We start from the raw sequence: 19,542 nt of genomic DNA on the forward strand, positions 1-19,542 counted from the left end.
GACACCACGGGGGCGACAGCCCGGATCACTCCACCCCGATCAGCAGGGTGGCCGACTGCTGGCGGCCGTCGTAGACCACGGTGTCGACCTCGGGGCGCTGCCGGCGGGCGTGCGCGACCAGCCGGTCGGCCAGCTCGGCGGGGGCGCCCTCGCCGAGCACCAGGGTGACCAGTTCGCCGCCGGCCGCGAGCATCCTGCCGAGCAGTTCCTCGCCGATGGCGACCAGGTCGGCGCCGATCACCACCACGTCGCCGTCGATCAGGCCGAGCACGTCCCCGGCCTGGCAGACCCCGGCCATGGTCCAGGACTCACCCTCGGCGACCGCGAGTTCGGCGTACCGGGTGGCCCCGGCGGCCGAGGTCATCGCGACCACGTCCTCGTCGAACCGGCGGGCGGGCTCGTGCACGGCCAGCGCGGCCAGGCCCTGGACCGGCGAGCGGGTGGGCAGCACCGCGATCCGTACGCCGTCCTGCCGGAGCTGGTCGGCGGCGGCTCCGGCGGCGGCGCGCAGCTCGGGGTCGTTGAGCAGCAGGATCACCTCGCGCGCGGCGCAGCGGCGGACGGCGGTGACCAGTTCGGCGCTGGCGGGCGGCCGGTCCGGGTCGGCGTGCAGGACGTGGGCGCCGGCCTGTTCGCAGAGTTCGGCCAGTCCGGCGCCGGTGACCACGCTGAGCACGGCCCGGCCCGCGGTGGTCTCCCGGTCGCGCTCCCCGGCCCGGGCGGCGGCCTCGGCGAAGTGGGTGATCCGGATCTGGTACGGCCGTCCGGCCCGGACCCCGGCCTCGACGGCGGCGCCCGCGTCGTCCACGTGGACGTGCACGTTCCACAGGCCGTCGCCGCCGCCGACCACCAGGGAGTCGCCGAGTCCGGCCAGTTCGGCGCGGAGCGTCGGCAGGGCCTGGTCGGGGGCGTCCAGCAGGTAGATCACCTCGAAGGCGGGGTGGCCGGGGCCCGGCGGGCGTTCGTGGCCCTCGCAGCCCCCGAGCGGCCGGACCGGGCGGTCGAACTCGCGGCGCTGGGCCACCGGGCCCATCGGGGTCTGGCCGGTGACGGCGTCCGAGAGGGTGCCGAGGATGGCGACCAGGCCGCGGCCGCCGGCGTCCACCACGCCGGCCTCGGCGAGCACGGCGAGCTGGGAGGGGGTGCGCAGCAGCGCCTCGCGGGCGGCCCGGTAGGCGGTGTCGGTGGCCTCGGCCAGCGAGCCCGCGCCCTGGGCGGCGGCCCGGGCGGCGGCGGCCGCGACGGTGAGCAGGGTGCCCTCGACCGGTTCGGCGACCGCCTGGTAGGCGGACTCGGCGGCCCGCAGCAGGCCCTTGCGCAGGTCGGCGGGCTCACCGCCGAGCGCGAGCACCTCGGCCAGGCCGCGCAGCCACTGGGCCAGGATCACCCCGGAGTTGCCCTGGGCGCCGATCAGCGCGCCCCGGGCGCCGGCCGCCATCGCGCTGCCGAGCTCGGGTTCGGCCTGCTCGGCGAAGCACCGTTCGACGGCCTCGGCGGCGGACTCCACGGTGAGGTAGAGGTTGGTGCCGGTGTCCCCGTCCGGGACGGGGTAGACGTTGAGCGCGTCGATCTCCTCGCGGGCCTGGCCGAGCGCGGTCAGGGCGAGGCGGCACCAGGTGCGGACGGTGGTGGCGTCGAGCGTGTCCAGCACCAGGTCTCTCCTCCGGGTGAACGCCACCGGAACCCTGGGCGGGGACACGGGTGAACGCGGTGGCAAGGGGCGATGCTGGCAGGTTATCGGGCCGGGGTCGGAATCGGCGCTGGCCGGAGGGCCGCAGGAGATGATCAAGGGCGGGATCGTGGTAGTTTCGTTGAACGGGATTCGGCGTTGTATGCTCTCCCGGTTGCCCGGAACAGTCCGGGCTCACCCCTTGAAGCGGTCCGGTCCACGCGAGTGGAGCGGTTGGTTCAGCCGGGGTTTTCGAACGTAAATGATCTGAAGTCTTGGAGTGACTCCTGTGGCTGCCAACTGCGACGTCTGCGGCAAGGGGCCGGGCTTCGGCAACAGCATCTCCCACTCGCACCGCCGTACTCCCCGTCGTTGGAACCCCAACATTCAGACGGTGCGTGCGACGGTCGGTCGGACGCCGAAGCGGCTCAACGTCTGCACCTCGTGCATCAAGGCCGGTAAGGTCTCGCGCTGACGCGCAGACCGGTTAGCCGGTCCTCCAGATCGCCGATTCACCCTCGGGTGGGTCGGCTTTCTGTCTTACTGCCTCACCTGCACCGGTTGAAGGGCGGACCCTCGGGTCCGCCCTTCGGTCGTTTTTCGTACGGGGTCAGCGCCAGCGCCAGGCGTGGTCCACCGGCCCGATGCCCGCGCCCAGCGCGAAGCCGCCCCGGATCGCGCCGGTGACGTACTCCTTCGCGCCCGCCACCGCCTCCGGCATCGCGGCGCCCTTGGCCAGTTCGGCCGCGATCGCGCTGGCCAGGGTGCAGCCGGTGCCGTGGGTGTGCCGGTTGTCGTACCGGGACGCCCGGTACCAGTGCGCGGAGCCGTCCGCGCCGACCAGCAGGTCGGCGGCCTCCCCTTCGAGGTGGCCGCCCTTGATCAGCACCCAGGCCGGGCCGTACCCGAGCAGCGCCTCGGCGGCCGCCGCCATGTCCCGTTCGCCCGTCACCTCCAGGCCGGTGAGCTGCGTCACCTCGTGCAGGTTGGGCGTGGCGAGGGTGGCCACCGGCAGCAGCCGCTCCCGGACGGTGGCCACCGCCTCGGCGGCGAGCAGCGCGTCCCCGTGCTTGGAGACGCCGACCGGGTCGACCACGACCGGGGCGTCGACCCCGGCGAGCAGGTCGGCGACGGTCTCCACCAGCTCGACCGAGGCCAGCATGCCGGTCTTCACGGCCTGGACGCCGATGTCGTCGACCACGCTGCGGAACTGGGCCCGGACCGCCTCGGCCGGCAGCTCCCAGTAGCCCTGGACCCCGACTGAGTTCTGCGCGGTGACGGCGGTGATCACGCTCATGCCGTGCGTGCCGAGCGCGAGCATCGTCTTGAGATCGGCCTGAATGCCGGCGCCGCCGCCGGAATCGGAGCCGGCCACGGTGAGTACGCGAGGAGGAGCAACCATGCCGCCAACCTACCGAACAACCGTCAGAGGACGGCTTCGGACTCCGCCCAGCGGTCCTGCGGCACGGTCTTCAGCTGGGTGACCGCCTCGGCGACCGGGGCCAGCACGATCTCGGTGCCGCGCAGCGCGGTGAAGTGCCCGAAGGCGCCCTTGTGCACCGCCTCCACGGCGTGCCAGCCGAACCGGGTGGCCAGCACCCGGTCCCGCGCGGTGGGGGTGCCGCCGCGCTGGGTGTGACCGAGGATGACCGGCCGGGACTCCTTGCCGAGCAGGTCCTCCAGCTCGTGCGCGAGCTTGGTGCCGATCCCGCCGAAGGTCTGGTGGCCGTACTGGTCGACCGCGCCGTGGTCGAAGCGGAGCGTGCCCGGCATCGGCTTGGCGCCCTCGGCGACCGCGATGATGGCGAACTTCTTGCCGCGCCGGAAGCGCTCCTCGATCATCCGGGCCACCGCCTCGATGTCGAACGGCTTCTCCGGGATCAGGATGCCGTGCGCGCCGCCGGCCATCCCGGCGGTGAGCGTGATCCAGCCGGTGTGGCGGCCCATCAGCTCGACCACCATCACCCGCTGGTGCGACTCGGCGGTGGTCTTCAGCCGGTCGATCGCCTCGGTGGCCACGTGCACGGCGGTGTCGAAGCCGAAGGTCACGTCGGTGGCGTCGATGTCGTTGTCGATGGTCTTCGGTACGCCGACCACCGGCAGCCCGGCGTCACTGAACATCTTGGCGGCGGTCAGCGTGCCCTCGCCGCCGATCGCGATCAGCGCGTCGATGCCGATGTTCTTCGCCAGCCGCTCGGCGTTCTCCACGGCCCAGTTGATCCGGTCCCGCTGCACCCGGGCCGAGCCCAGGATGGTCCCGCCGAGGGTGAGCAGACCGGTCACGTCGTCGTGCGAGACCGGCCGGGCGCGGCCCTCGATCAGACCGAGGAAGCCGTCCTCGATCCCGACGATCTCGTCGCCGTGCACGTCGGTGCCACGGTGCACCACCGAGCGGATCACCGCGTTGAGGCCGGGGCAGTCTCCGCCGCTGGTCAGGACACCGATTCTCATGGGGGCGTGCTCTCCCGCTCCTGGGGCAGCGCAGGCCCCCGAGTTGTTGGATTCTCGTACGAACCGGACACCCGGGACAGACCGGACATGCCGACAGCGACAGGCTACCCGTCCGACCTGTCGTCAGCTCAAATCCCGCGCCTCTTGCCCGTTACTCCGCGGCGAAGTGGTCCCAACCGCCGGCCCGGTCCCACGGAGCGCCGTCCACCGTGACCTGTCCGCCCCGGGCCGTACGCGCCGTACGCACCACCTCGCCGACCACACGCCATCGGGCGGGCAGCTGGACGGTGCTCGGGAAGGTGGCCACGATCGCGTGGTCCTCCCCACCGGACAGCACCCATACAAGCGGATCGACCCCGACCGCCTGACCGATGTCCGCCATCTGGGCAGGCACGTCGAAGTCGGCCGCGCGCAGGTCGATGTCCACCCCGCTGGCCTTGGCGACATGGCCGAGGTCGGCCACCAGCCCGTCGCTCACGTCGATCATCGAGGTGGCGCCGAGATCGGCCCCGGCCGGGCCCGCGTGGTACGGCGGCTCCGGGCGGCGGTGCGCCTCGACGAAGGCCCGCGGCGAGCGGAAGCCCCGGGACAGCACGGTCAGCCCGGCGGCCGACCAGCCCAGCCAGCCGGTCACCGCGACCACGTCGCCGACCTGGGCGCCGGAACGCTTCACCGGGGCCCGGCCCTGCAGGTCGCCGAGGGCGGTGATGGCCAGCGTGATGGTCTCGCCGCGCACCACGTCGCCGCCGACCACGGTCGCCCCGGCCACCTGGCACTCGTCCCGCAGGCCGTCCATCAACTCGGTGGCCCAGGTGGTCGGCAGGTCGGCGGGGGTGACCAGACCGAGCAGGATCGCGGTCGGCACGGCGCCCATCGCGGCGATGTCGGCCAGGTTCTGCGCGGCGCACTTGCGGCCCACGTCGTACGCGGTGGACCAGTCCCGGCGGAAGTGCCGGCCCTCGATCAGCACGTCGGTGGTGGCCACCACCCGGCCGTCGGGCGTCCGCACCACGGCCGCGTCGTCGCCCGGCCCGAGCTCCACGGCCGGGGTGAGCGGCAGCCGGGCGGTGAGCTCCCTGATGAGTCCGAACTCGCCGAGCTCGCCCACGGTCCCCTGCATCTGCCGTCCTCTCTCACTGACCTGACTCCAGGCCGCTCCTGCGCGCCCCCGCGCGCAGCGTACGCCCTCGGGCCGTGCCGAGGTCTCCCGTACCTGGCCCACCGGGCGGTAGCGTGGTGATCAGACTGCCGATCAGCCCACCCCGCTGGAGGTCCCCCGTGGTACAGGCATACATCCTGATCCAGACCGAGGTGGGCAAGGCCACCGCGGTGGCCCAGTCGATCGCCAAGATCGACGGAGTGCTCACCGCCGAGGACGTCACCGGTCCGTACGACGTGATCGTGCGCGCCGAGGCCGAGACCATCGACGACCTCGGCCGGCTGGTGGTCGCCCAGGTCCAGCAGGTCGAGGGGATCACCCGGACGCTGACCTGCCCGGTGGTCCGGCTGTAAGGGCCAGGGGCTGTCTCCCGACGCCCACCCGGCGGGAATCGGGAGACAGCCCCTGGCTACCATCGGCGGGTGAGCCGTCTCCGCAGCCTGCCTGCCACCGTCCGCTGGGGTGTCCCGCCCGCCGCTCTGCTGACCTGCGCCGGTCTGCTCGGCTGGAGCTGGAGCCTGCCCGCCGACGTCACTCCCCCGACGCCCCGGGCCGCCGAGGCGGGCTTCTGCGAAGCACTCGACAAGGCACTGCCCGGGGCCGTGCTCGGCCACGACCGTGACGACCCGTCACCCGCCTCGCCGTACACCGCCGCCTGGGGCAGCTCGCCGCGGACGGTGCTGCGGTGCGGGCTGCCCCGGCCCGGCTACCTGGACGACAACCCGCTGGCCGCCGCCCCGGAGGTCAACGACGTCCAGTGGGGCATGACCCAGGACCCGGACGGCGGCTACCGCTTCGTCACCACGCTGCGGAAGACGTACGTCGAGGTGACGGTGCCCAAGGGCGCGTACCCCAACTACGCGGACCCGCTCAGCTCGTTGACGGACGCCATCAAGGCCACCGTCCCCGAAGGACTCTAGGCAGCATCCGAGGTTGCACTATCCAGGGGCTCGGGGAACTGCGAGGAGATCTGGCGCCGGGGTCAAAGAGCGAAAGTGCCTGACCATCCACGCACGGATCACCATTTCCGAGGTCGGCGTCGCAGTTCCCCGAGCCCCTGATGGCTGATGCCCGGAGGGCCTAGCGGAGGCCGGTGGAGCGGTTCAGGGCTGCGGTGAGGAGTCGGTCGATCAGTTCCGGGTAGGGCAGGCCGGTGGCTTCCCACATCTTCGGGTAGGCGGAGATGGGGGTGAAGCCGGGCATGGTGTTGATCTCGTTGACGATCCAGCTGCCGTCGGGGAGCAGGAAGAAGTCGACCCGGGCCAGGCCCTCGCAGCCGAGGGCGTCGAAGGCGAGCACCGCCTGCCGGCGGATCTCGGCCGTCTCACGCTCCGTCAGTCGAGCGGGGATCTGCACCTCGGAGGAGTCGATGTACTTCGCCTCGAAGTCGTAGAACTCGAAGTCCCCGTCGATCAGCACCTCGGCCGGCAGGCTGGCCTTCGGGCCGTCCTCGAACTCCAGCACGCCGCACTCGATCTCGCGGCCCTGGACGCCGAGTTCGACGATCACCTTGGGGTCGTGCCGGCGGGCCTCGTCCATCGCGGCGTCCAGGTCGGCCAGGTCCTTGACCTTGCTGATGCCCATGCTGGAGCCGGCCCGGCAGGGCTTCACGAAGAGCGGCAGGCCGAGGGCGGCGATCCGCTCCCGGGCGGCGGCGCGGCCGGTCTCGGTCTCCCACTCGCGCGGGCGGACCACGGTGTAGCTGCCGACGCCGATGCCGTGCGACTCCAGGATCCGCTTGGTGAACTCCTTGTCCATGCCGGCCGCGCTGGCCAGCACGCCGGAGCCGACGTACGGGACGCCGGAGAGCTCCAGCAGGCCCTGGATGGTGCCGTCCTCGCCCCAGGGGCCGTGCAGCAGCGGCAGCACCACGTCCACCTCGCCGAGCACCTTGGGTGCGGCGCCGGGCTCGCTCCAGACCACCTCGCGGCTGGTCGGGTTGCTGGGCAGCGTGATCTGGCCCTCGGTGGACTCGGCGACGCCGTCCACGTCGGGGAGCTGCCGGTCCGTGATGGCCATCCGGGACGGTTCGTCGCCGACCAGGGCCCAGCGGCCCTCATGGGTGATGCCGATCGGCAGCACCTCGTACTTGCTCCGGTCGATCGCCCTGAGCACGCTGCCGGCCGTGACGACCGAGATGCCGTGCTCGGAGCTGCGGCCGCCGAAGACGATCGCAACGCGCGGCTTGGCCGCGTTGGGGGAGGTCTTTTCGATGCTCATATCGTGTTCGAGACTACCGTGCGGGTGTTTCGGCGAAAGTCACCCGCGCGGTAGCGAGTTCAGTGGCGTTCGGGCTTCGCCGACCTGGCCATCAGCCCGGCCAGCACTTCCTGGGTGGGCCGCCCGTGGTGCACCACGTCCACCACGGCCGCCACGATCGGCATGTCGACCCCGTGCCGGCGGGCCAGGTCGAGCACCGACTCACAGGACTTGACGCCCTCGGCGGTCTGCTTGGTGGCGGCGATGGTCTCCTCGACCGTCATGCCGCGGCCGAGGTTGGTGCCGAAGGTGTGGTTGCGGGAGAGCGGCGAGGAGCAGGTCGCCACCAGGTCGCCCATCCCGGCCAGCCCGGCGAAGGTGTGCGGGTCGGCGCCCAGGGTCAGCCCGAGCCGGGTGATCTCGGCCAGTCCGCGGGTCATCAGGGTGGCCTTGGTGTTGTCGCCCAGGCCCATCCCGTCGGCCATCCCGACCGCCAGGCCGATCACGTTCTTCACCGCGCCGCCGAGCTCGCAGCCGACCACGTCGGTGTTGGTGTACGGGCGGAAGTACGGCGTGTGGCAGGCCGTCTGGAGCCGCTTGGCGATCAGCTCGTCGGTGCAGGCCACCACGCTGGCGGCGGGCTGCCGGTTGGCGATCTCCAGGGCCAGGTTGGGGCCGCTGACCACCGCGACCCGCTCGGGGCCGACCTTGGCGACCTCCTGGATCACCTCGGACATCCGCTTGGCGGTGCCGAGTTCGATGCCCTTCATGAGCGAGACCAGCACGGTGTCGGGGCCGAGCAGCGGCGCCCAGGCGGCGAGGTTCTGACGGAGGGTCTGGGAGGGCACGGCGAGCACCGCGAACTCCGCCCCGGCCAGCGCCTCGGCCGGGTCGGTGGTGGCCCGGACGGTCTCCGCCAGCCGGGTGTCCGGCAGGTAGTCCGGGTTGACGTGGGTCGCGTTGATCGCGTCCACCAGCTCCTGGCGGCGGCCCCAGAGGGTCACCTCGCAGCCGGCGTCGGCCAGGATCATCGCGAAGGCGGTCCCCCAGGACCCGGTCCCGAACACGGCGCAGCGGGTCACTTGGTGCTCTCTTCGTCGTTCCGGTGGCCCGCGGCGCGGTCCTTCTTGGCGGCGTGGTCCTCGGCCCGTTGCTGGGCCGCCTTCCGCATGTCGTAGCGCTCGGCCGGCGGCTGCTCACCGCGGATCCCCGCGAGCACCTCGGTGATCGCGGTCATGATGTCCTCGGTGGCGTCCCGCAGCACCTCGGCGGTCAGTTCCTGGCCCTGGTACCGGGTCAGATCGACCGGCGGCCCGGCCGCCACGGTCACCTTGTGCCGGGGGAAGAGGTTCAACTTGCCCTTCCCGCCCCGGCCGTACGGCGGGATGATCTCGTGCGCGCCCCAGTGCGCGACCGGGATCACCGGCGCGCCGGTCATCAGCGCGACCCGGGCCGCGCCGCTCTTGCCGGTCATCGGCCAGACGTCCGGGTCCCGGGTGAGGGTGCCCTCGGGGTAGAACTGCACGCACTGGCCCTGCTCGACGGCGGCGATCGCGGCCCGGAACGCCTTGGACGCGTCGGTGGAGTCGCGGAACACCGGGATCTGGCCGGTCTTCCTCAGCATGAAGCCGATGAACGGCACCGAGAACACCCCGGCCTTGCCGAGCATCCGGGGCGGCCGGCCGCTGTTGTACTGCCAGTGCGCGTAGATCAGCGGATCGATCAGCGAGTTGTGGTTCACCACCACCAGGAAGCCGCCCCGCTCGGGCAGATGCTCCCACCCGTGCCAGTCCGGCTTCACCAGGGCGGTGGTCACCGGCTTCACGAGCGCGGCCGCGAACCGGTACCAGATCCCGTAGTCCGCGTTGCCGAACCTGGCGTACGAGCGGCGAGCCACTCCTGCTCCTCTTCATCGGGCTGCGGCACGTGGGGTGCCGCAGGTCGTTCGTCGCCCCTCCGGGCGCGGACCAGTCTCACCACTGGCCCTGCCGCTGTCGAGCGGCTTACCGGGCCGTCCCCGGCACGCGCGCAGCACACCTCGGTCCGGCCGGGCCGCCTGGTCAGGGGTCCGCCACCGGCGCAAGAATGGCGCCGATGACCCAGGACACCGTACGCCCCGCAGTGCCGCCCGCGCCCGCGCCCCACCCCGAGTGGTCGCTGGTGTTGCCGGTGAAGCCGCTCGCCCTGGCGAAGAGCCGGCTGGCGCCGTACGCCGGTGCGCGGCGGCCCGCGCTGGCCCTGGCGTTCGCGCTGGACACGGTGACGGCCGCGCTGGCCTGTCCGCTGGTGGCCCGGGTGCTGGTGGTCACCCAGGACGCGGTGGCCGGGGCGTGGTTGGCCCGGCTGGGGGCGCTGGTGGTGGCGGACGAGCCGGGTGGCGGGCTCAACGCGGCGCTGACGCACGGCGCCGAGCTGGCCCGGCGGCTGGCTCCGGACGCCCCGTTGGCGGCGCTCTCGGCCGATCTGCCCGCCCTGCGCAGCGCGGAGCTGGCCCAAGTGCTGGCCGCCGCCGCGGCGGCCGGTGGGCGGTCCTTCCTGGCCGACTCCCCCGGGCTCGGCACCACGCTGCTGGCCTGTCAGCGGGGCCACGCGCTGGCGCCCCGGTTCGGCGACGGATCGCGGGCCGGGCACGCGGCCGGTGGCGCGGTCGAGCTCAGCCCGGGCGAAGTGCCCTCGGTGCGCCGGGACGTGGACACCGGGGAGGACCTGCGGGAGGCGCTGGCGCTCGGCGTCGGGCGGCACACCGCCGCGGTCGCCTGCGCGCCGGTCTGCTCCTGACCGCGTCCGGCCCGTCGCTATGCTGCTGGCATGCAGGCCACCTCGTACACCTTCGACCCAGCCACCCGCACCGGCTCGGTCCTCCTGGACGACGGCACCCCCGTCCCGTTCGACGCCCCGGCCTTCGACGCGGGCGGCCTGCGGCTGCTCCGCCCGGGCCAGCGCCTGCGGATCCGCACCGAGGGCACCGGCGAGGCCCGCCGGGTGGTCTTCCTCACCCTGCAGACCTTCCCGGACCCGGCGGACCAGGCGAACTGACGCCCGCTCCGATCAGGGCCGGCTCACCTGGATCAGGTGGGAGCGGCCGCCGATCGCGAAGCTGAGGGTCAACTCGCCGTCGCGGTCGAGGAATTCGGTGACCCGTTCGACCGCTCCCTCGCCGAGGAAGAAGCGGTAGGCCTCGTACTGGGTCCAGCCCAGCGGCAGTACCCGGAGGGCCTGCCAGAGGGCCGCCAGGGCGTCCGGGAGGTGCTGGAAGGTCGCGGGTGGGGCGATGTCCTCGATGGACACGGTGTAGCCCCCGGTGGTCGTCACTGCGTCGGCTCCTGCTCGTGGTCGCGGTCGAAGTCGGCCCAGACCCGCTCGGCGGTGTCGGTCCGGTCATGGCCGAAGCGGTCCGCCCCGGCCAGCAGATCCAGCACCGTGAGCTGTGCGTCGGCGCTCAGCCCAGCCGGCAGCACCAGGTACAGCCGCCATCCGCCGTCGAGCCTGAGGCGGACCCTGGGCCGTCCCCCGGTGGCTCTGGCCAGCCGGTTCGCAACGTCAAACACGCTGGTGGTTCGCACGCAACGACTCTCCCCGCGAGCAGCTGGTCACGGAACGTAAATCTAAGTAATTAGATTCCACCTGATGCATTAGATTGTCAACGCTGAATCACCCGCCCTGCCGAACCGGCCGGGTCGTGCCTGCCGCCGGGAGAGCCAGATGTCACCTGCTGAGCGCCAGTACCAGCGCATCGCCGCCGACCTGCGCCGCCGCATCGGCCTGGGCGAGTGGCAGACCGGCGACGTCCTGCCCTCCCGCGCCAAGTTGGCGATCGAGTACGCCGTCGACGCGAACGTGCTCCAGCGCGCCCAGCAGCTGCTGATCACCGAGGGCCTGCTGGAGGGACGCACCGGCTCCGGCACGTACGTCCGCCGCCCCGTGCCGCGGCGCGCGATGGTCCGCTCCCGGATCGGTGCCCCGGTGTCCTTCCGGGCCGACCTGGGCGCGATCGACGGCACCGGCAGCTGGGAGTCCAGCACCGACACCAACAGCCCGGCCCCGCAGCGGGTGGCCGCCCGGCTGGGCGTCGAGCCCGGGGCGCCGACGGTGCACACCGTGTACGAGTTCCTGATCGACAGTCAGCCCGTCCTGCTCGCCAACAGCTGGGAGCCGCTGGCGCTGACCCAGGGCTCGCCGGTGATCTGCCCCGAGTACGGCCCGCTGGCCGGCCAGGGCGTGGTGCGGCGGATGGCGGAGATCGGGGTGCGGGTGGAGCGCGCGGTGGAGCGGACCCGCCCCTCCCGCGCCACCGCGACCCAGGCCAACCTGCTCGGCGTCTCGGCCGGCGACCTGGTGACGTTGATCGAGCGCACTCACTACGACCAGGACGGGCGCGCGGTGGAGACCGCCGAACTGGTCGTGCCGGATTCGCGCTGGGACATCAGTTACGAACTCCCGATCGGGCGTCAGGAGTCATGACGGAAAAGAGCCGTGGCGGCTCGCTCCGGGAATGACCCGGATGCGAGCCGCCACGGCTCACGGCGGATTGACCCGCCGTCGGTTTGACCGATCGCCAGAACTACTTGGCGGTGGACCGGCGCGCGGTGGTCTTCCGCGTGGCGGTCTTCTTGGCGGGGGCGGTCTTCTTCGCCGTCGCCGTCGCCTTCTTGGCGGGAGCGGCCTTCTTGGCCGCCGCGGTGGTCTTGGCCGGGGTGGCCTTCTTGACCGCGGTGGTCTTCTTCGCGGCCGTGGTCTTGCCGGCCGCCGCCGTCTTCTTGACCGCGGTCGCCTTCTTGGCGGCGGTCGCGGTGGTCTTCTTCGCCGCGGTGGTCTTGGCCGCCGTGGTCTTCGCCGCGGTGGTGGCCTTCTTGGCCGCGGTGCGCTTGGCCGGAGCGGCGGCAGCGGCGGTGGCGGCGCGCTTGGTGGCGGCGCGCTTGACGGCAGCGGTGGTGCCGCTCTTGCCCGGGGTCAGCGAGCCCTTGGGGGCCTTCTTGACCGAGGGGCCCTCCTTCGGCAGCTTCTTGCTGCCGCTGACCAGGTCCTTGAAGCCCTGGCCGGGACGGAACCGCGGCACGGCGGTCTTCTTGACCTTGACCTTCTCGCCGGTCTGCGGGTTACGGGCGAACCGCGCGGAGCGGTCGACCTTCTCGAAGGTGCCGAAGCCGGTGACCGACACCCGGTCACCGGCCACAACGGCACGCACCATGGTGTCGAGCACTGCGTCGACGGCCTCTGCGGCAGCCTTGCGACCGCCCAGCTGCTCGGCCACCGCTTCGACAAGCTGAGCCTTGTTCACGTCTTCCCCTTCGGAAACGGGCGCCGGATGATTCCATCCGTTCATTTCGCACGTTAGGTATGTATCTGCGGACTTTCAATTACCAAACGCGCGAATCACCCTAGTGTCGCAATGGATTTGCGCGTCCGGGACCTCACCCGAGAGGCAGGCGCCCCTCGTCGAGGTCTTGCACAAAGCGCGCCAACCGCCTTGCCGCCCCCGGAAGATCGCGCTTGGCGGTCTCCGTGACGATCAACAGTTGACGGGTGAGAGCGGTCTTTGCCTCCGTTGACACGTTCAGCGCATGAACGCGGTCATGAGCCTGCTTCAACCGCTCGGCCACCAGCGCGAAGAGCGCGGTGACTTCCGGGTCGCCCATCCCCTCCGAGGACGCTGGTTCGCAGTCCCCGTACGGAGGTTCATGGTGCCGGTGCATGCAACGATTGTGCCATCTGTACGGAGTTGCGCTGCCCGGGGGTTTATCCGGAGCTCAACTCGGGCCCGGAACAGACCGATGGCCCACCCCTCGGGAGGGGTGGGCCATCCGGCGGACCGTCAGGAATCGAGGGCTCAGAGGACCGGCAGCGTACGCGGCTTGAAGCTCGGCCTGGTGGCCTCGAACTCGGCGATGTCGCCCTCGTTCTGGAGCGTGATGCTGATGTCGTCCAGGCCGTTGAGCAGACGCCAGCGGACGTTGTCGTCCAACTCGAAGGAGGCGGTCACGCCCTCGGCGCGGACCTCCCTGGTCTCCAGGTCAACGGTGATCTCGGCGGTCGGGTCGGCCTCGGTCAGCGCCCAGAGCTGATCCACCGTCTCCTGCGGCAGCAGCACGGTGAGCAGACCGTTCTTCAGCGAGTTACCGCGGAAGATGTCGGCGAATCGGGACGAGATGACGGCCTGGAAACCGTAGTTCTGAAGTGCCCAGACCGCATGTTCGCGCGAGGAACCGGTACCGAACTCCGGACCGGCCACCAGCACTGAGGCGCCCTGCCGCTCGGGCTGGTTGAGGACGAACTCGGAATCCTTGCGCCAGGCCTCGAACAGCCCGTCCTCGAATCCGGTTCGGGTGACCTTCTTCAGCCAGTGCGCCGGGATGATCTGGTCGGTGTCGACATTGCTGCGGCGCAGCGGAACGGCCCGGCCGGTGTGCGTGGTGAACTTCTCCATGGCTGCTCAGACCTCCACAGCGACGTCGGACGACAGATCGGCGGGCGCGGCCAGCCGGCCCAGCAGGGCGGTGGCGGCGGCGACCTGAGGGGACACCAGGTGGGTACGGCCGCCCTTGCCCTGCCGCCCCTCGAAGTTGCGGTTGGAGGTCGAGGCGCAGCGCTCGCCCGGAGCCAGCTGGTCCGGGTTCATGCCCAGGCACATCGAGCAGCCCGCGTGCCGCCATTCGGCGCCGGCGGCGGTGAAGACCTTGTCCAGGCCCTCCTCGATCGCCTGCAGGGCGACCCGGACCGAGCCGGGGACGACCAGCATCCGGACACCCTCGGCGATGGTGCGGCCCTCGACGATGGCCGCGGCGGCCCGCAGGTCCTCGATCCGGCCGTTGGTGCAGGAGCCGACGAAGACCGCGTCGACCTTGACCTCGCGCAGCGGCGTACCGGCCTCCAGGCCCATGTACTTGAGCGCGTTCTCGGCCGCGACCCGCTCCGAGGGGTCGGCGAACGAGGCCGGGTCCGGCACGTTGGCGCCGAGCGGGGCGCCCTGGCCCGGGTTGGTGCCCCAGGTGACGAACGGGGTCAGCTGGGTGGCGTCGATGAACACCTCGGCGTCGAAGACCGCGTCCTCGTCGGTGTTCAGCGTGCTCCAGTACTCCACCGCCGCGTCCCAGTCGGCGCCCTGGGGGGCGTGCGGGCGCCCCTCCAGGTAGTCGAAGGTGGTCTGGTCCGGGGCGATCATGCCCGCCCTGGCACCGGCCTCGATCGACATGTTGCAGATCGTCATCCGGGCCTCCATGGAGAGGCTGCGGATCGCCGAACCGCGGTACTCCAGAACGTAGCCCTGGCCGCCGCCGGTGCCGATCCTGGTGATGATGGCCAGGATCAGGTCCTTGGCGGTGACGCCCTCGGGCAGCTCGCCCTCGACCGTGATCGCCATCGTCTTGAACGGGGCCAGCGGCAGCGTCTGGGTGGCCAGCACGTGCTCGACCTGGCTGGTGCCGATGCCGAACGCCAGTGCCCCGAAGGCGCCGTGGGTGGAGGTGTGCGAGTCACCGCAGACCACCGTGGTGCCGGGCTGGGTCAGACCGAGCTGCGGGCCGACCACGTGCACGACGCCCTGCTCGATGTCGCCGAGCGAGTGGATCCGGACCCCGAACTCGGCGGCGTTGGCGCGCAGCGTCTCCAGCTGGACCCGGGAGACCGGGTCCGCGATCGGCTTGTCGATGTCCAGCGTCGGGGTGTTGTGGTCCTCGGTCGCGATCGTCAGATCGGTCCGGCGGACCTTCCGGCCGGCCAGCCGGAGCCCGTCGAAGGCCTGCGGGCTGGTCACCTCGTGCAGCAGGTGCAGATCGATGTAGAGCAGGTCGGGCTCGCCCTCGGCGCGCCGGACGACGTGGTCGTCCCAGACCTTCTCTGCGAGTGTCCGTCCCATCGCTTTCCCTCCAGCCGGCCGCTCTGCCGGCCTTCTCGTGTGATCGAGGTCGTGTCCCGCCGGCCTGGTGAGGCACTTGTCCGGACGACCTGCACGCCGGATCGTGTCCAGCATGCGGACGTTGGATGATGGTCCGTAGCTGGGTGTCTCCCGGGCTGCTCCACCAAGAGTGGCGCTTTTCTCGGAGAATTGAACTTGCGTCTCGCGGAATGAGACTGCAGTATCAGGGCATGGACAACTCTAGCGGCGTCGGCGTTCTCGACAAGGCCGCTCTGGTGCTCAGCGCACTGGAGTCGGGCCCCGCCACGTTGGCGGGGCTGGTCGCCGCCACCGGCTTGGCGCGGCCCACCGCCCACCGACTCGCCGTCGCACTCGAACACCACCGCCTGGTCACCAGGGACATGCAGGGCCGGTTCATCCTCGGCCCCCGACTCTCCGAGCTCTCCGCCGCGGCGGGCGAGGACCGCCTGCTCGCCACCGCCGGGCCGGTGCTCACGCACCTGCGCGACGTCACCGGCGAGAGCGCCCAGCTCTACCGCCGACAGGGCGAGATGCGGATCTGCGTGGCCGCCGCCGAGCGGCTCTCCGGTCTGCGCGACACCGTGCCGGTCGGCTCCACGCTGCCGATGAAGGCCGGCTCCGCCGCCCAGGTCCTGCTGGCCTGGGAGGAGCCCGAGCGCCTGCACCGCGGCCTCCAGGGCGCGCGGTTCACCGCAACCGCCCTGAGCGGCGTACGGCGGCGCGGCTGGGCCCAGTCGATCGGCGAGCGCGAGCCGGGTGTGGCGTCCGTCTCGGCACCCGTCCGTGGCCCCTCCAACCGCGTGGTGGCCGCCGTCTCGGTGTCCGGGCCGATCGAGCGCCTGACCCGCCACCCCGGCCGGATGCACGCCCAGGCCATCATCGAGTCCGCCAACCGCCTCACCGAGGCCCTGCGCCGCGGCTAGACCCCGTCCGGAAACGACGAAACGACGAACGGCCCCCTCGGGGGCCGTTCTTTCGTGCACGGGTCTTTCGTGCTCCGGAGAAGTCCGGAAAAGCAAAAAGCCCCGGATCTCCGGGGCTGTACTGCTGGCTGGGGTACCAGGACTCGAACCTAGACTAAATGAACCAGAATCACTCGTGCTGCCAATTACACCATACCCCAACAAAGCATTGGGCCAGTGGGCTGCGAAGCCCACCGGCCGTTCTGCTCTGGTACCCCCGACCGGATTCGAACCGGCGCTACTGCCGTGAGAGGGCAGCGTGCTAGGCCGCTACACAACGGGGGCAAACTTGGTGATCCCATGCTTCGTCAGGACCGGGGTTGCGAACTCGTCCGGTGGTGACAGTGGAGAGGATCTGGTACCCCCGACCGGATTCGAACCGGCGCTACTGCCGTGAGAGGGCAGCGTGCTAGGCCGCTACACAACGGGGGCTTGTTCTTTTGTGGTGCGTACCCCCGACCGGATTCGAACCGGCGCTACTGCCGTGAGAGGGCAGCGTGCTAGGCCGCTACACAACGGGGGCTTGCAGTTAAAAATTACTACCTGCGAATACTGCGCTGGGGTACCAGGACTCGAACCTAGACTAAATGAACCAGAATCACTCGTGCTGCCAATTACACCATACCCCACCAGAGTTCAACCCCTGACGGGGTTTCGCTCGGCGTTGCGACCACCGGTCTGTCCCTGACGAGGTTTCTGGTCCCTCGCCCTGTCCCTCCCGGGCGGCGCAGAAAGAACATTACCCGACACCCGGCCCCGCTCCAAAATCCATAACCGCAGGCAGTGCCCCGAGGGGCTGCGTCGCTGGTCAACGCAGCCCCTCGGAGCGGCCGGGATCAGGCCCCCGGAGTGAGCTCCAGGGCCGCCGTCAGCCGGCGCAGCGTCTCGGCGCGGCCGAGCAGCTCCATTGACTCGAAGAGCGGCGGGGAGACCCGGCGGCCGGTGACGGCCACCCGGAGCGGGGTGAAGGCGAACTTGGGCTTGATGCCCAGGCCGTCCACCAGCGCCTCGCGCAGCGCCGCCTGGATCGGCTCCGGGGTGAAGTCCGCCAGCTCGGTGAGTGCCTGGACGCTGGCCTCCAGCACCGGACGGGCGTCCGCGGTGAGCACCTTGGCGGCGTCCTCCGGGTCCACCGTGAAATCGGCCGGGTCGACGAAGAGGAAGCCCGCCATGTTGACGATCTCGCTCAGCACGACCATCCGCTCCTGGGTGAGCGGCGCCACCTTGGCCAGCAGGTCGAGCTGGTCGGCGGTCGGCTCGGCCGGCAGCAGGCCGGGGGCCTGCAGGTACGGCACCAGGCGGCGGACGAACTCGTCCGGCGCGAGCAGGCGGAGGTGGTCGCCGTTGATCGACTCGCACTTCTTCAGGTCGAAGCGGGCCGGGTTCGCGTTCACCTTGGCGATGTCGAAGGCCGCGACGAACTCCTCCATGGAGAAGCGGTCCTGGTCCTCGGAGAGCGACCAGCCCAGCAGCGCCAGGTAGTTGAGCAGGCCCTCGGGCAGGAAGCCGCGCTCGCGGTAGAGGTTGAGGCTGGCCTGCGGGTCGCGCTTGGACAGCTTCTTGTTGCCCTCGCCCATCACGTACGGCAGGTGGCCGAAGCGCGGGGTGGAGCCGTCGCCGACGCCGATCTCGGCCAGGGCGGCGTAGAGGGCGATCTGACGCGGGGTCGAGGAGAGCAGGTCCTCGCCGCGGAGCACGTGGGTGATGCCCATCAGGGCGTCGTCCACCGGGTTGACCAGGGTGTAGAGCGGCGCGCCGTTGGCCCGGACGATGCCGTAGTCCGGCACGTTCTCCGGCTCGAAGCTGAGCTTCCCGCGGACCAGGTCGTCGAAGGCGATGGTCGAGTCGGGCATCTTGAACCGCAGGATCGGCTGCCGCCCCTCCTGCCGGTAGACCTCGACCTGATCGGTGCTCAGCTCGCGGCAGTGGCCGTCGTAGCCGGAGGGCTTGCCGGCCGCGCGGGCCGCCTCGCGGCGGGCGTCCAGCTCCTCGGTGGAGCAGTAGCAGTGGTAGGCGTGGCCGCCCTCCTGCAGCTTGCGGGCGACGTCGGCGTAGATGTCCATCCGCTGCGACTGCCGGTACGGCTCGTGCGGGCCGCCGACCTCGGGGCCCTCGTCCCAGTCGAAGCCAAGCCAGCGCATCGCGCCCAGCAGCTGGTGGTACGACTCCTCGGAGTCCCGGGCCGCGTCGGTGTCCTCGATCCGGAACACCAGCTTGCCGCCGTGGTGGCGGGCGAAGGCCCAGTTGAAGAGGGCGGTCCTGACCAGGCCCACGTGCGGGTTGCCGGTCGGGGAGGGACAGAAACGGACCCGGACGGTCGGGTCCAGGTCAGCGGTGTTAGCCACGCTTGATCACCCTATTGGTGAGAGTGCCGATGCCTTCGATGGAGACGGCGACCTCGTCGCCGACGTTGAGCGGGCCGACCCCGGCCGGGGTGCCGGTGAGGATCACGTCACCGGGCAGCAGGGTCATGGCCTCCGAGATGTGCACGATCAGCTCGGCGATCGAACGGACCATCAGGGAGGTCCGGCCGGTCTGCTTGAGCTCACCGTTGACGGTGCAGGTGATCGCCAGATCGCTCGGGTCCAGCTCGGTCTCGATCCACGGACCGAGCGGGCAGGAGGTGTCGAAGCCCTTGGCGCGGGCCCACTGGCCCTCGCGCTGCTGGACGTCGCGGGCGGTCACGTCGTTCGCGCAGGTGTAGCCGAAGATGATCTCGGGGACCCGCTCCAGCGGGACCTCACGGCCCATCCGGCCGATCACCACGGCGAGTTCGGCCTCGTGCTGGACGTCCGAGGAGAACGGCGGGTACGCGATCGACTCGGTCGGGCCGATCACGGCGGTGGACGGCTTGAAGAAGGTCAGCGGGACGTCCGGGACCTCGTTGCCGAGCTCCTTGGCGTGCGCCGCGTAGTTGCGGCCGACCGCGACCACCTTGTTCGGCAGGATCGGCGACAGCAGCCGGATGTCCTGCATCCGGTAGCTCTCGCCGCTGAGCTGCATCGAGACGATCGGGTGGCCGGCCAGGCCGTGCACCACCAGAGACTCGGGCTGGGTGGGGTCACCCTCCACCACGCCGAAGGAGACGCTGCCGGCGGCAGGGCTCCCTTCCCGGACGGAGAACCTGGCAATACGCACGGTGGGGAGCCTCTCGGTCTGTCGGGCGCCGGCCTTACCGGGCCCTGCTCGAACGGTCCCCAGGCTATCGCGAGAGGGGCGCCGTCCCGCT

At 71.3% G+C, this 19,542-nt stretch carries 22 protein-coding genes and 5 tRNA genes; 7 read left to right on the top strand and 20 right to left on the bottom strand.

What is annotated here, in order from left to right:
• Window positions 1-25 precede the first annotated feature (25 nt).
• Entirely contained in the window at window positions 26-1,651 is a 1,626-nt protein-coding gene (locus F4556_RS11275) for a fatty acid kinase ATP-binding subunit FakA (protein ID WP_184913928.1), read from the bottom strand.
• 307 nt (window positions 1,652-1,958) lie between these two features.
• Here F4556_RS11275 and rpmB point away from each other — a divergent pair, with 307 nt between their 5' ends.
• Complete coding sequence (rpmB, locus tag F4556_RS11280; protein ID WP_082598345.1) at window positions 1,959-2,144, top strand: 50S ribosomal protein L28; 186 nt, start codon at window positions 1,959-1,961, stop codon at window positions 2,142-2,144.
• 135 nt (window positions 2,145-2,279) lie between these two features.
• Here the strand turns inward: rpmB and thiD are convergent, their stop codons facing one another.
• From thiD to F4556_RS11295, 3 genes are all read right to left on the bottom strand, one after another.
• On the bottom strand, window positions 2,280-3,071 hold the full coding sequence (gene thiD / locus F4556_RS11285; RefSeq protein ID WP_184913930.1) for a bifunctional hydroxymethylpyrimidine kinase/phosphomethylpyrimidine kinase: 792 nt from the start codon (window positions 3,069-3,071) through the stop codon (window positions 2,280-2,282).
• A 23-nt stretch (window positions 3,072-3,094) separates the two neighbouring features.
• Complete coding sequence (locus F4556_RS11290; RefSeq protein ID WP_184913932.1) at window positions 3,095-4,120, bottom strand: 6-phosphofructokinase; 1,026 nt, start codon at window positions 4,118-4,120, stop codon at window positions 3,095-3,097.
• 151 nt (window positions 4,121-4,271) lie between these two features.
• Entirely contained in the window at window positions 4,272-5,240 is a 969-nt protein-coding gene (locus F4556_RS11295) for a thiamine-phosphate kinase (protein ID WP_184913935.1), read from the bottom strand.
• Between the two features lie 158 nt (window positions 5,241-5,398).
• Between F4556_RS11295 and F4556_RS11300 the strand changes: the two genes are divergently transcribed.
• Window positions 5,399-5,632: an Lrp/AsnC family transcriptional regulator gene (locus F4556_RS11300; RefSeq protein ID WP_057232247.1), complete on the top strand. Its 234-nt coding sequence runs from the start codon at window positions 5,399-5,401 to the stop codon at window positions 5,630-5,632.
• A gap of 69 nt (window positions 5,633-5,701) precedes the next feature.
• Entirely contained in the window at window positions 5,702-6,199 is a 498-nt protein-coding gene (locus F4556_RS11305; protein WP_184913937.1) for a DUF3515 domain-containing protein, read from the top strand.
• A 160-nt stretch (window positions 6,200-6,359) separates the two neighbouring features.
• Here F4556_RS11305 and F4556_RS11310 read toward each other — a convergent pair whose 3' ends face one another.
• Genes F4556_RS11310 through F4556_RS11320 form a run of 3 tightly spaced genes read right to left on the bottom strand, consistent with a single transcriptional unit; the run spans window position 6,360 to window position 9,375 of the window.
• Entirely contained in the window at window positions 6,360-7,499 is a 1,140-nt protein-coding gene (locus F4556_RS11310) for a D-alanine--D-alanine ligase family protein (RefSeq protein ID WP_184913939.1), read from the bottom strand.
• Window positions 7,500-7,558: 59 nt separating this feature from the next.
• Window positions 7,559-8,560 (bottom strand): NAD(P)H-dependent glycerol-3-phosphate dehydrogenase, encoded by a 1,002-nt coding sequence (locus F4556_RS11315; protein ID WP_184913941.1) that lies wholly within the window; start codon window positions 8,558-8,560, stop codon window positions 7,559-7,561.
• Window positions 8,557-9,375: a lysophospholipid acyltransferase family protein gene (locus F4556_RS11320; RefSeq protein WP_184913943.1), complete on the bottom strand. Its 819-nt coding sequence runs from the start codon at window positions 9,373-9,375 to the stop codon at window positions 8,557-8,559. Before F4556_RS11320 ends, F4556_RS11315 begins: the two co-directional genes overlap by 4 nt.
• Before the next feature lie 197 nt (window positions 9,376-9,572).
• Between F4556_RS11320 and cofC the strand changes: the two genes are divergently transcribed.
• Both cofC and F4556_RS11330 read left to right on the top strand, forming a co-directional pair.
• The gene (gene cofC, locus F4556_RS11325; protein WP_184913944.1) at window positions 9,573-10,256 is read left to right on the top strand and encodes a 2-phospho-L-lactate guanylyltransferase; all 684 of its coding nucleotides are present in this window, start codon (window positions 9,573-9,575) and stop codon (window positions 10,254-10,256) included.
• A gap of 30 nt (window positions 10,257-10,286) precedes the next feature.
• A complete protein-coding gene (locus tag F4556_RS11330) occupies window positions 10,287-10,514 on the top strand; it encodes a hypothetical protein (RefSeq protein WP_184913945.1) in 228 nt (75 codons plus the stop codon).
• A gap of 12 nt (window positions 10,515-10,526) precedes the next feature.
• On the opposite strand, the gene F4556_RS11335 is transcribed toward F4556_RS11330, so the two are convergent.
• Together F4556_RS11335 and F4556_RS11340 are read right to left on the bottom strand one after the other, a co-directional pair.
• Entirely contained in the window at window positions 10,527-10,790 is a 264-nt protein-coding gene (locus tag F4556_RS11335) for a hypothetical protein (protein WP_184913947.1), read from the bottom strand.
• Window positions 10,787-11,041: a hypothetical protein gene (locus F4556_RS11340; RefSeq protein ID WP_184913949.1), complete on the bottom strand. Its 255-nt coding sequence runs from the start codon at window positions 11,039-11,041 to the stop codon at window positions 10,787-10,789. The genes F4556_RS11335 and F4556_RS11340 overlap by 4 nt, the downstream gene beginning before the upstream one ends.
• A gap of 139 nt (window positions 11,042-11,180) precedes the next feature.
• Here F4556_RS11340 and F4556_RS11345 point away from each other — a divergent pair, with 139 nt between their 5' ends.
• On the top strand, window positions 11,181-11,939 hold the full coding sequence (locus tag F4556_RS11345) for a GntR family transcriptional regulator (protein ID WP_184913951.1): 759 nt from the start codon (window positions 11,181-11,183) through the stop codon (window positions 11,937-11,939).
• A gap of 100 nt (window positions 11,940-12,039) precedes the next feature.
• Here the strand turns inward: F4556_RS11345 and F4556_RS11350 are convergent, their stop codons facing one another.
• The 4 genes from F4556_RS11350 to leuC all read right to left on the bottom strand — a co-directional run bounded on the left by F4556_RS11350 (window position 12,040) and on the right by leuC (window position 15,330).
• Window positions 12,040-12,756: an HU family DNA-binding protein gene (locus F4556_RS11350; protein ID WP_184913953.1), complete on the bottom strand. Its 717-nt coding sequence runs from the start codon at window positions 12,754-12,756 to the stop codon at window positions 12,040-12,042.
• A gap of 133 nt (window positions 12,757-12,889) precedes the next feature.
• Window positions 12,890-13,171: an SCO5555 family protein gene (locus F4556_RS11355; RefSeq protein ID WP_512699291.1), complete on the bottom strand. Its 282-nt coding sequence runs from the start codon at window positions 13,169-13,171 to the stop codon at window positions 12,890-12,892.
• Window positions 13,172-13,305: 134 nt separating this feature from the next.
• Window positions 13,306-13,902, bottom strand: a complete 597-nt coding sequence (gene leuD / locus F4556_RS11360; RefSeq protein ID WP_184913957.1) for a 3-isopropylmalate dehydratase small subunit — start codon at window positions 13,900-13,902, stop codon at window positions 13,306-13,308.
• 6 nt (window positions 13,903-13,908) lie between these two features.
• Window positions 13,909-15,330: a 3-isopropylmalate dehydratase large subunit gene (gene leuC, locus F4556_RS11365; RefSeq protein WP_184913959.1), complete on the bottom strand. Its 1,422-nt coding sequence runs from the start codon at window positions 15,328-15,330 to the stop codon at window positions 13,909-13,911.
• A gap of 230 nt (window positions 15,331-15,560) precedes the next feature.
• Here leuC and ndgR point away from each other — a divergent pair, with 230 nt between their 5' ends.
• Window positions 15,561-16,274, top strand: coding sequence for an IclR family transcriptional regulator NdgR (ndgR, locus tag F4556_RS11370; RefSeq protein WP_057232382.1), 714 nt, complete (start codon window positions 15,561-15,563; stop codon window positions 16,272-16,274).
• A gap of 125 nt (window positions 16,275-16,399) precedes the next feature.
• On the opposite strand, the gene F4556_RS11375 is transcribed toward ndgR, so the two are convergent.
• The 7 genes from F4556_RS11375 to F4556_RS11405 form a co-directional block, all read right to left on the bottom strand.
• A tRNA-Gln gene (locus F4556_RS11375) sits at window positions 16,400-16,474 on the bottom strand.
• A 48-nt stretch (window positions 16,475-16,522) separates the two neighbouring features.
• Window positions 16,523-16,598: transfer RNA gene (locus F4556_RS11380), tRNA-Glu, on the bottom strand.
• A gap of 71 nt (window positions 16,599-16,669) precedes the next feature.
• Window positions 16,670-16,745: transfer RNA gene (locus F4556_RS11385), tRNA-Glu, on the bottom strand.
• Window positions 16,746-16,763: 18 nt separating this feature from the next.
• A tRNA-Glu gene (locus F4556_RS11390) sits at window positions 16,764-16,836 on the bottom strand.
• 34 nt (window positions 16,837-16,870) lie between these two features.
• Window positions 16,871-16,942 (bottom strand) — tRNA-Gln (locus F4556_RS11395).
• A gap of 207 nt (window positions 16,943-17,149) precedes the next feature.
• Complete coding sequence (gene gltX / locus F4556_RS11400; protein ID WP_313068264.1) at window positions 17,150-18,658, bottom strand: glutamate--tRNA ligase; 1,509 nt, start codon at window positions 18,656-18,658, stop codon at window positions 17,150-17,152.
• Window positions 18,651-19,451, bottom strand: a complete 801-nt coding sequence (locus tag F4556_RS11405; protein WP_184913961.1) for a fumarylacetoacetate hydrolase family protein — start codon at window positions 19,449-19,451, stop codon at window positions 18,651-18,653. The genes gltX and F4556_RS11405 overlap by 8 nt, the downstream gene beginning before the upstream one ends.
• Window positions 19,452-19,542 lie beyond the last annotated feature (91 nt).

The organism is Kitasatospora gansuensis (assembly GCF_014203705.1).
Taxonomy (GTDB): Bacteria; Actinomycetota; Actinomycetes; order Streptomycetales; family Streptomycetaceae; genus Kitasatospora; species Kitasatospora gansuensis.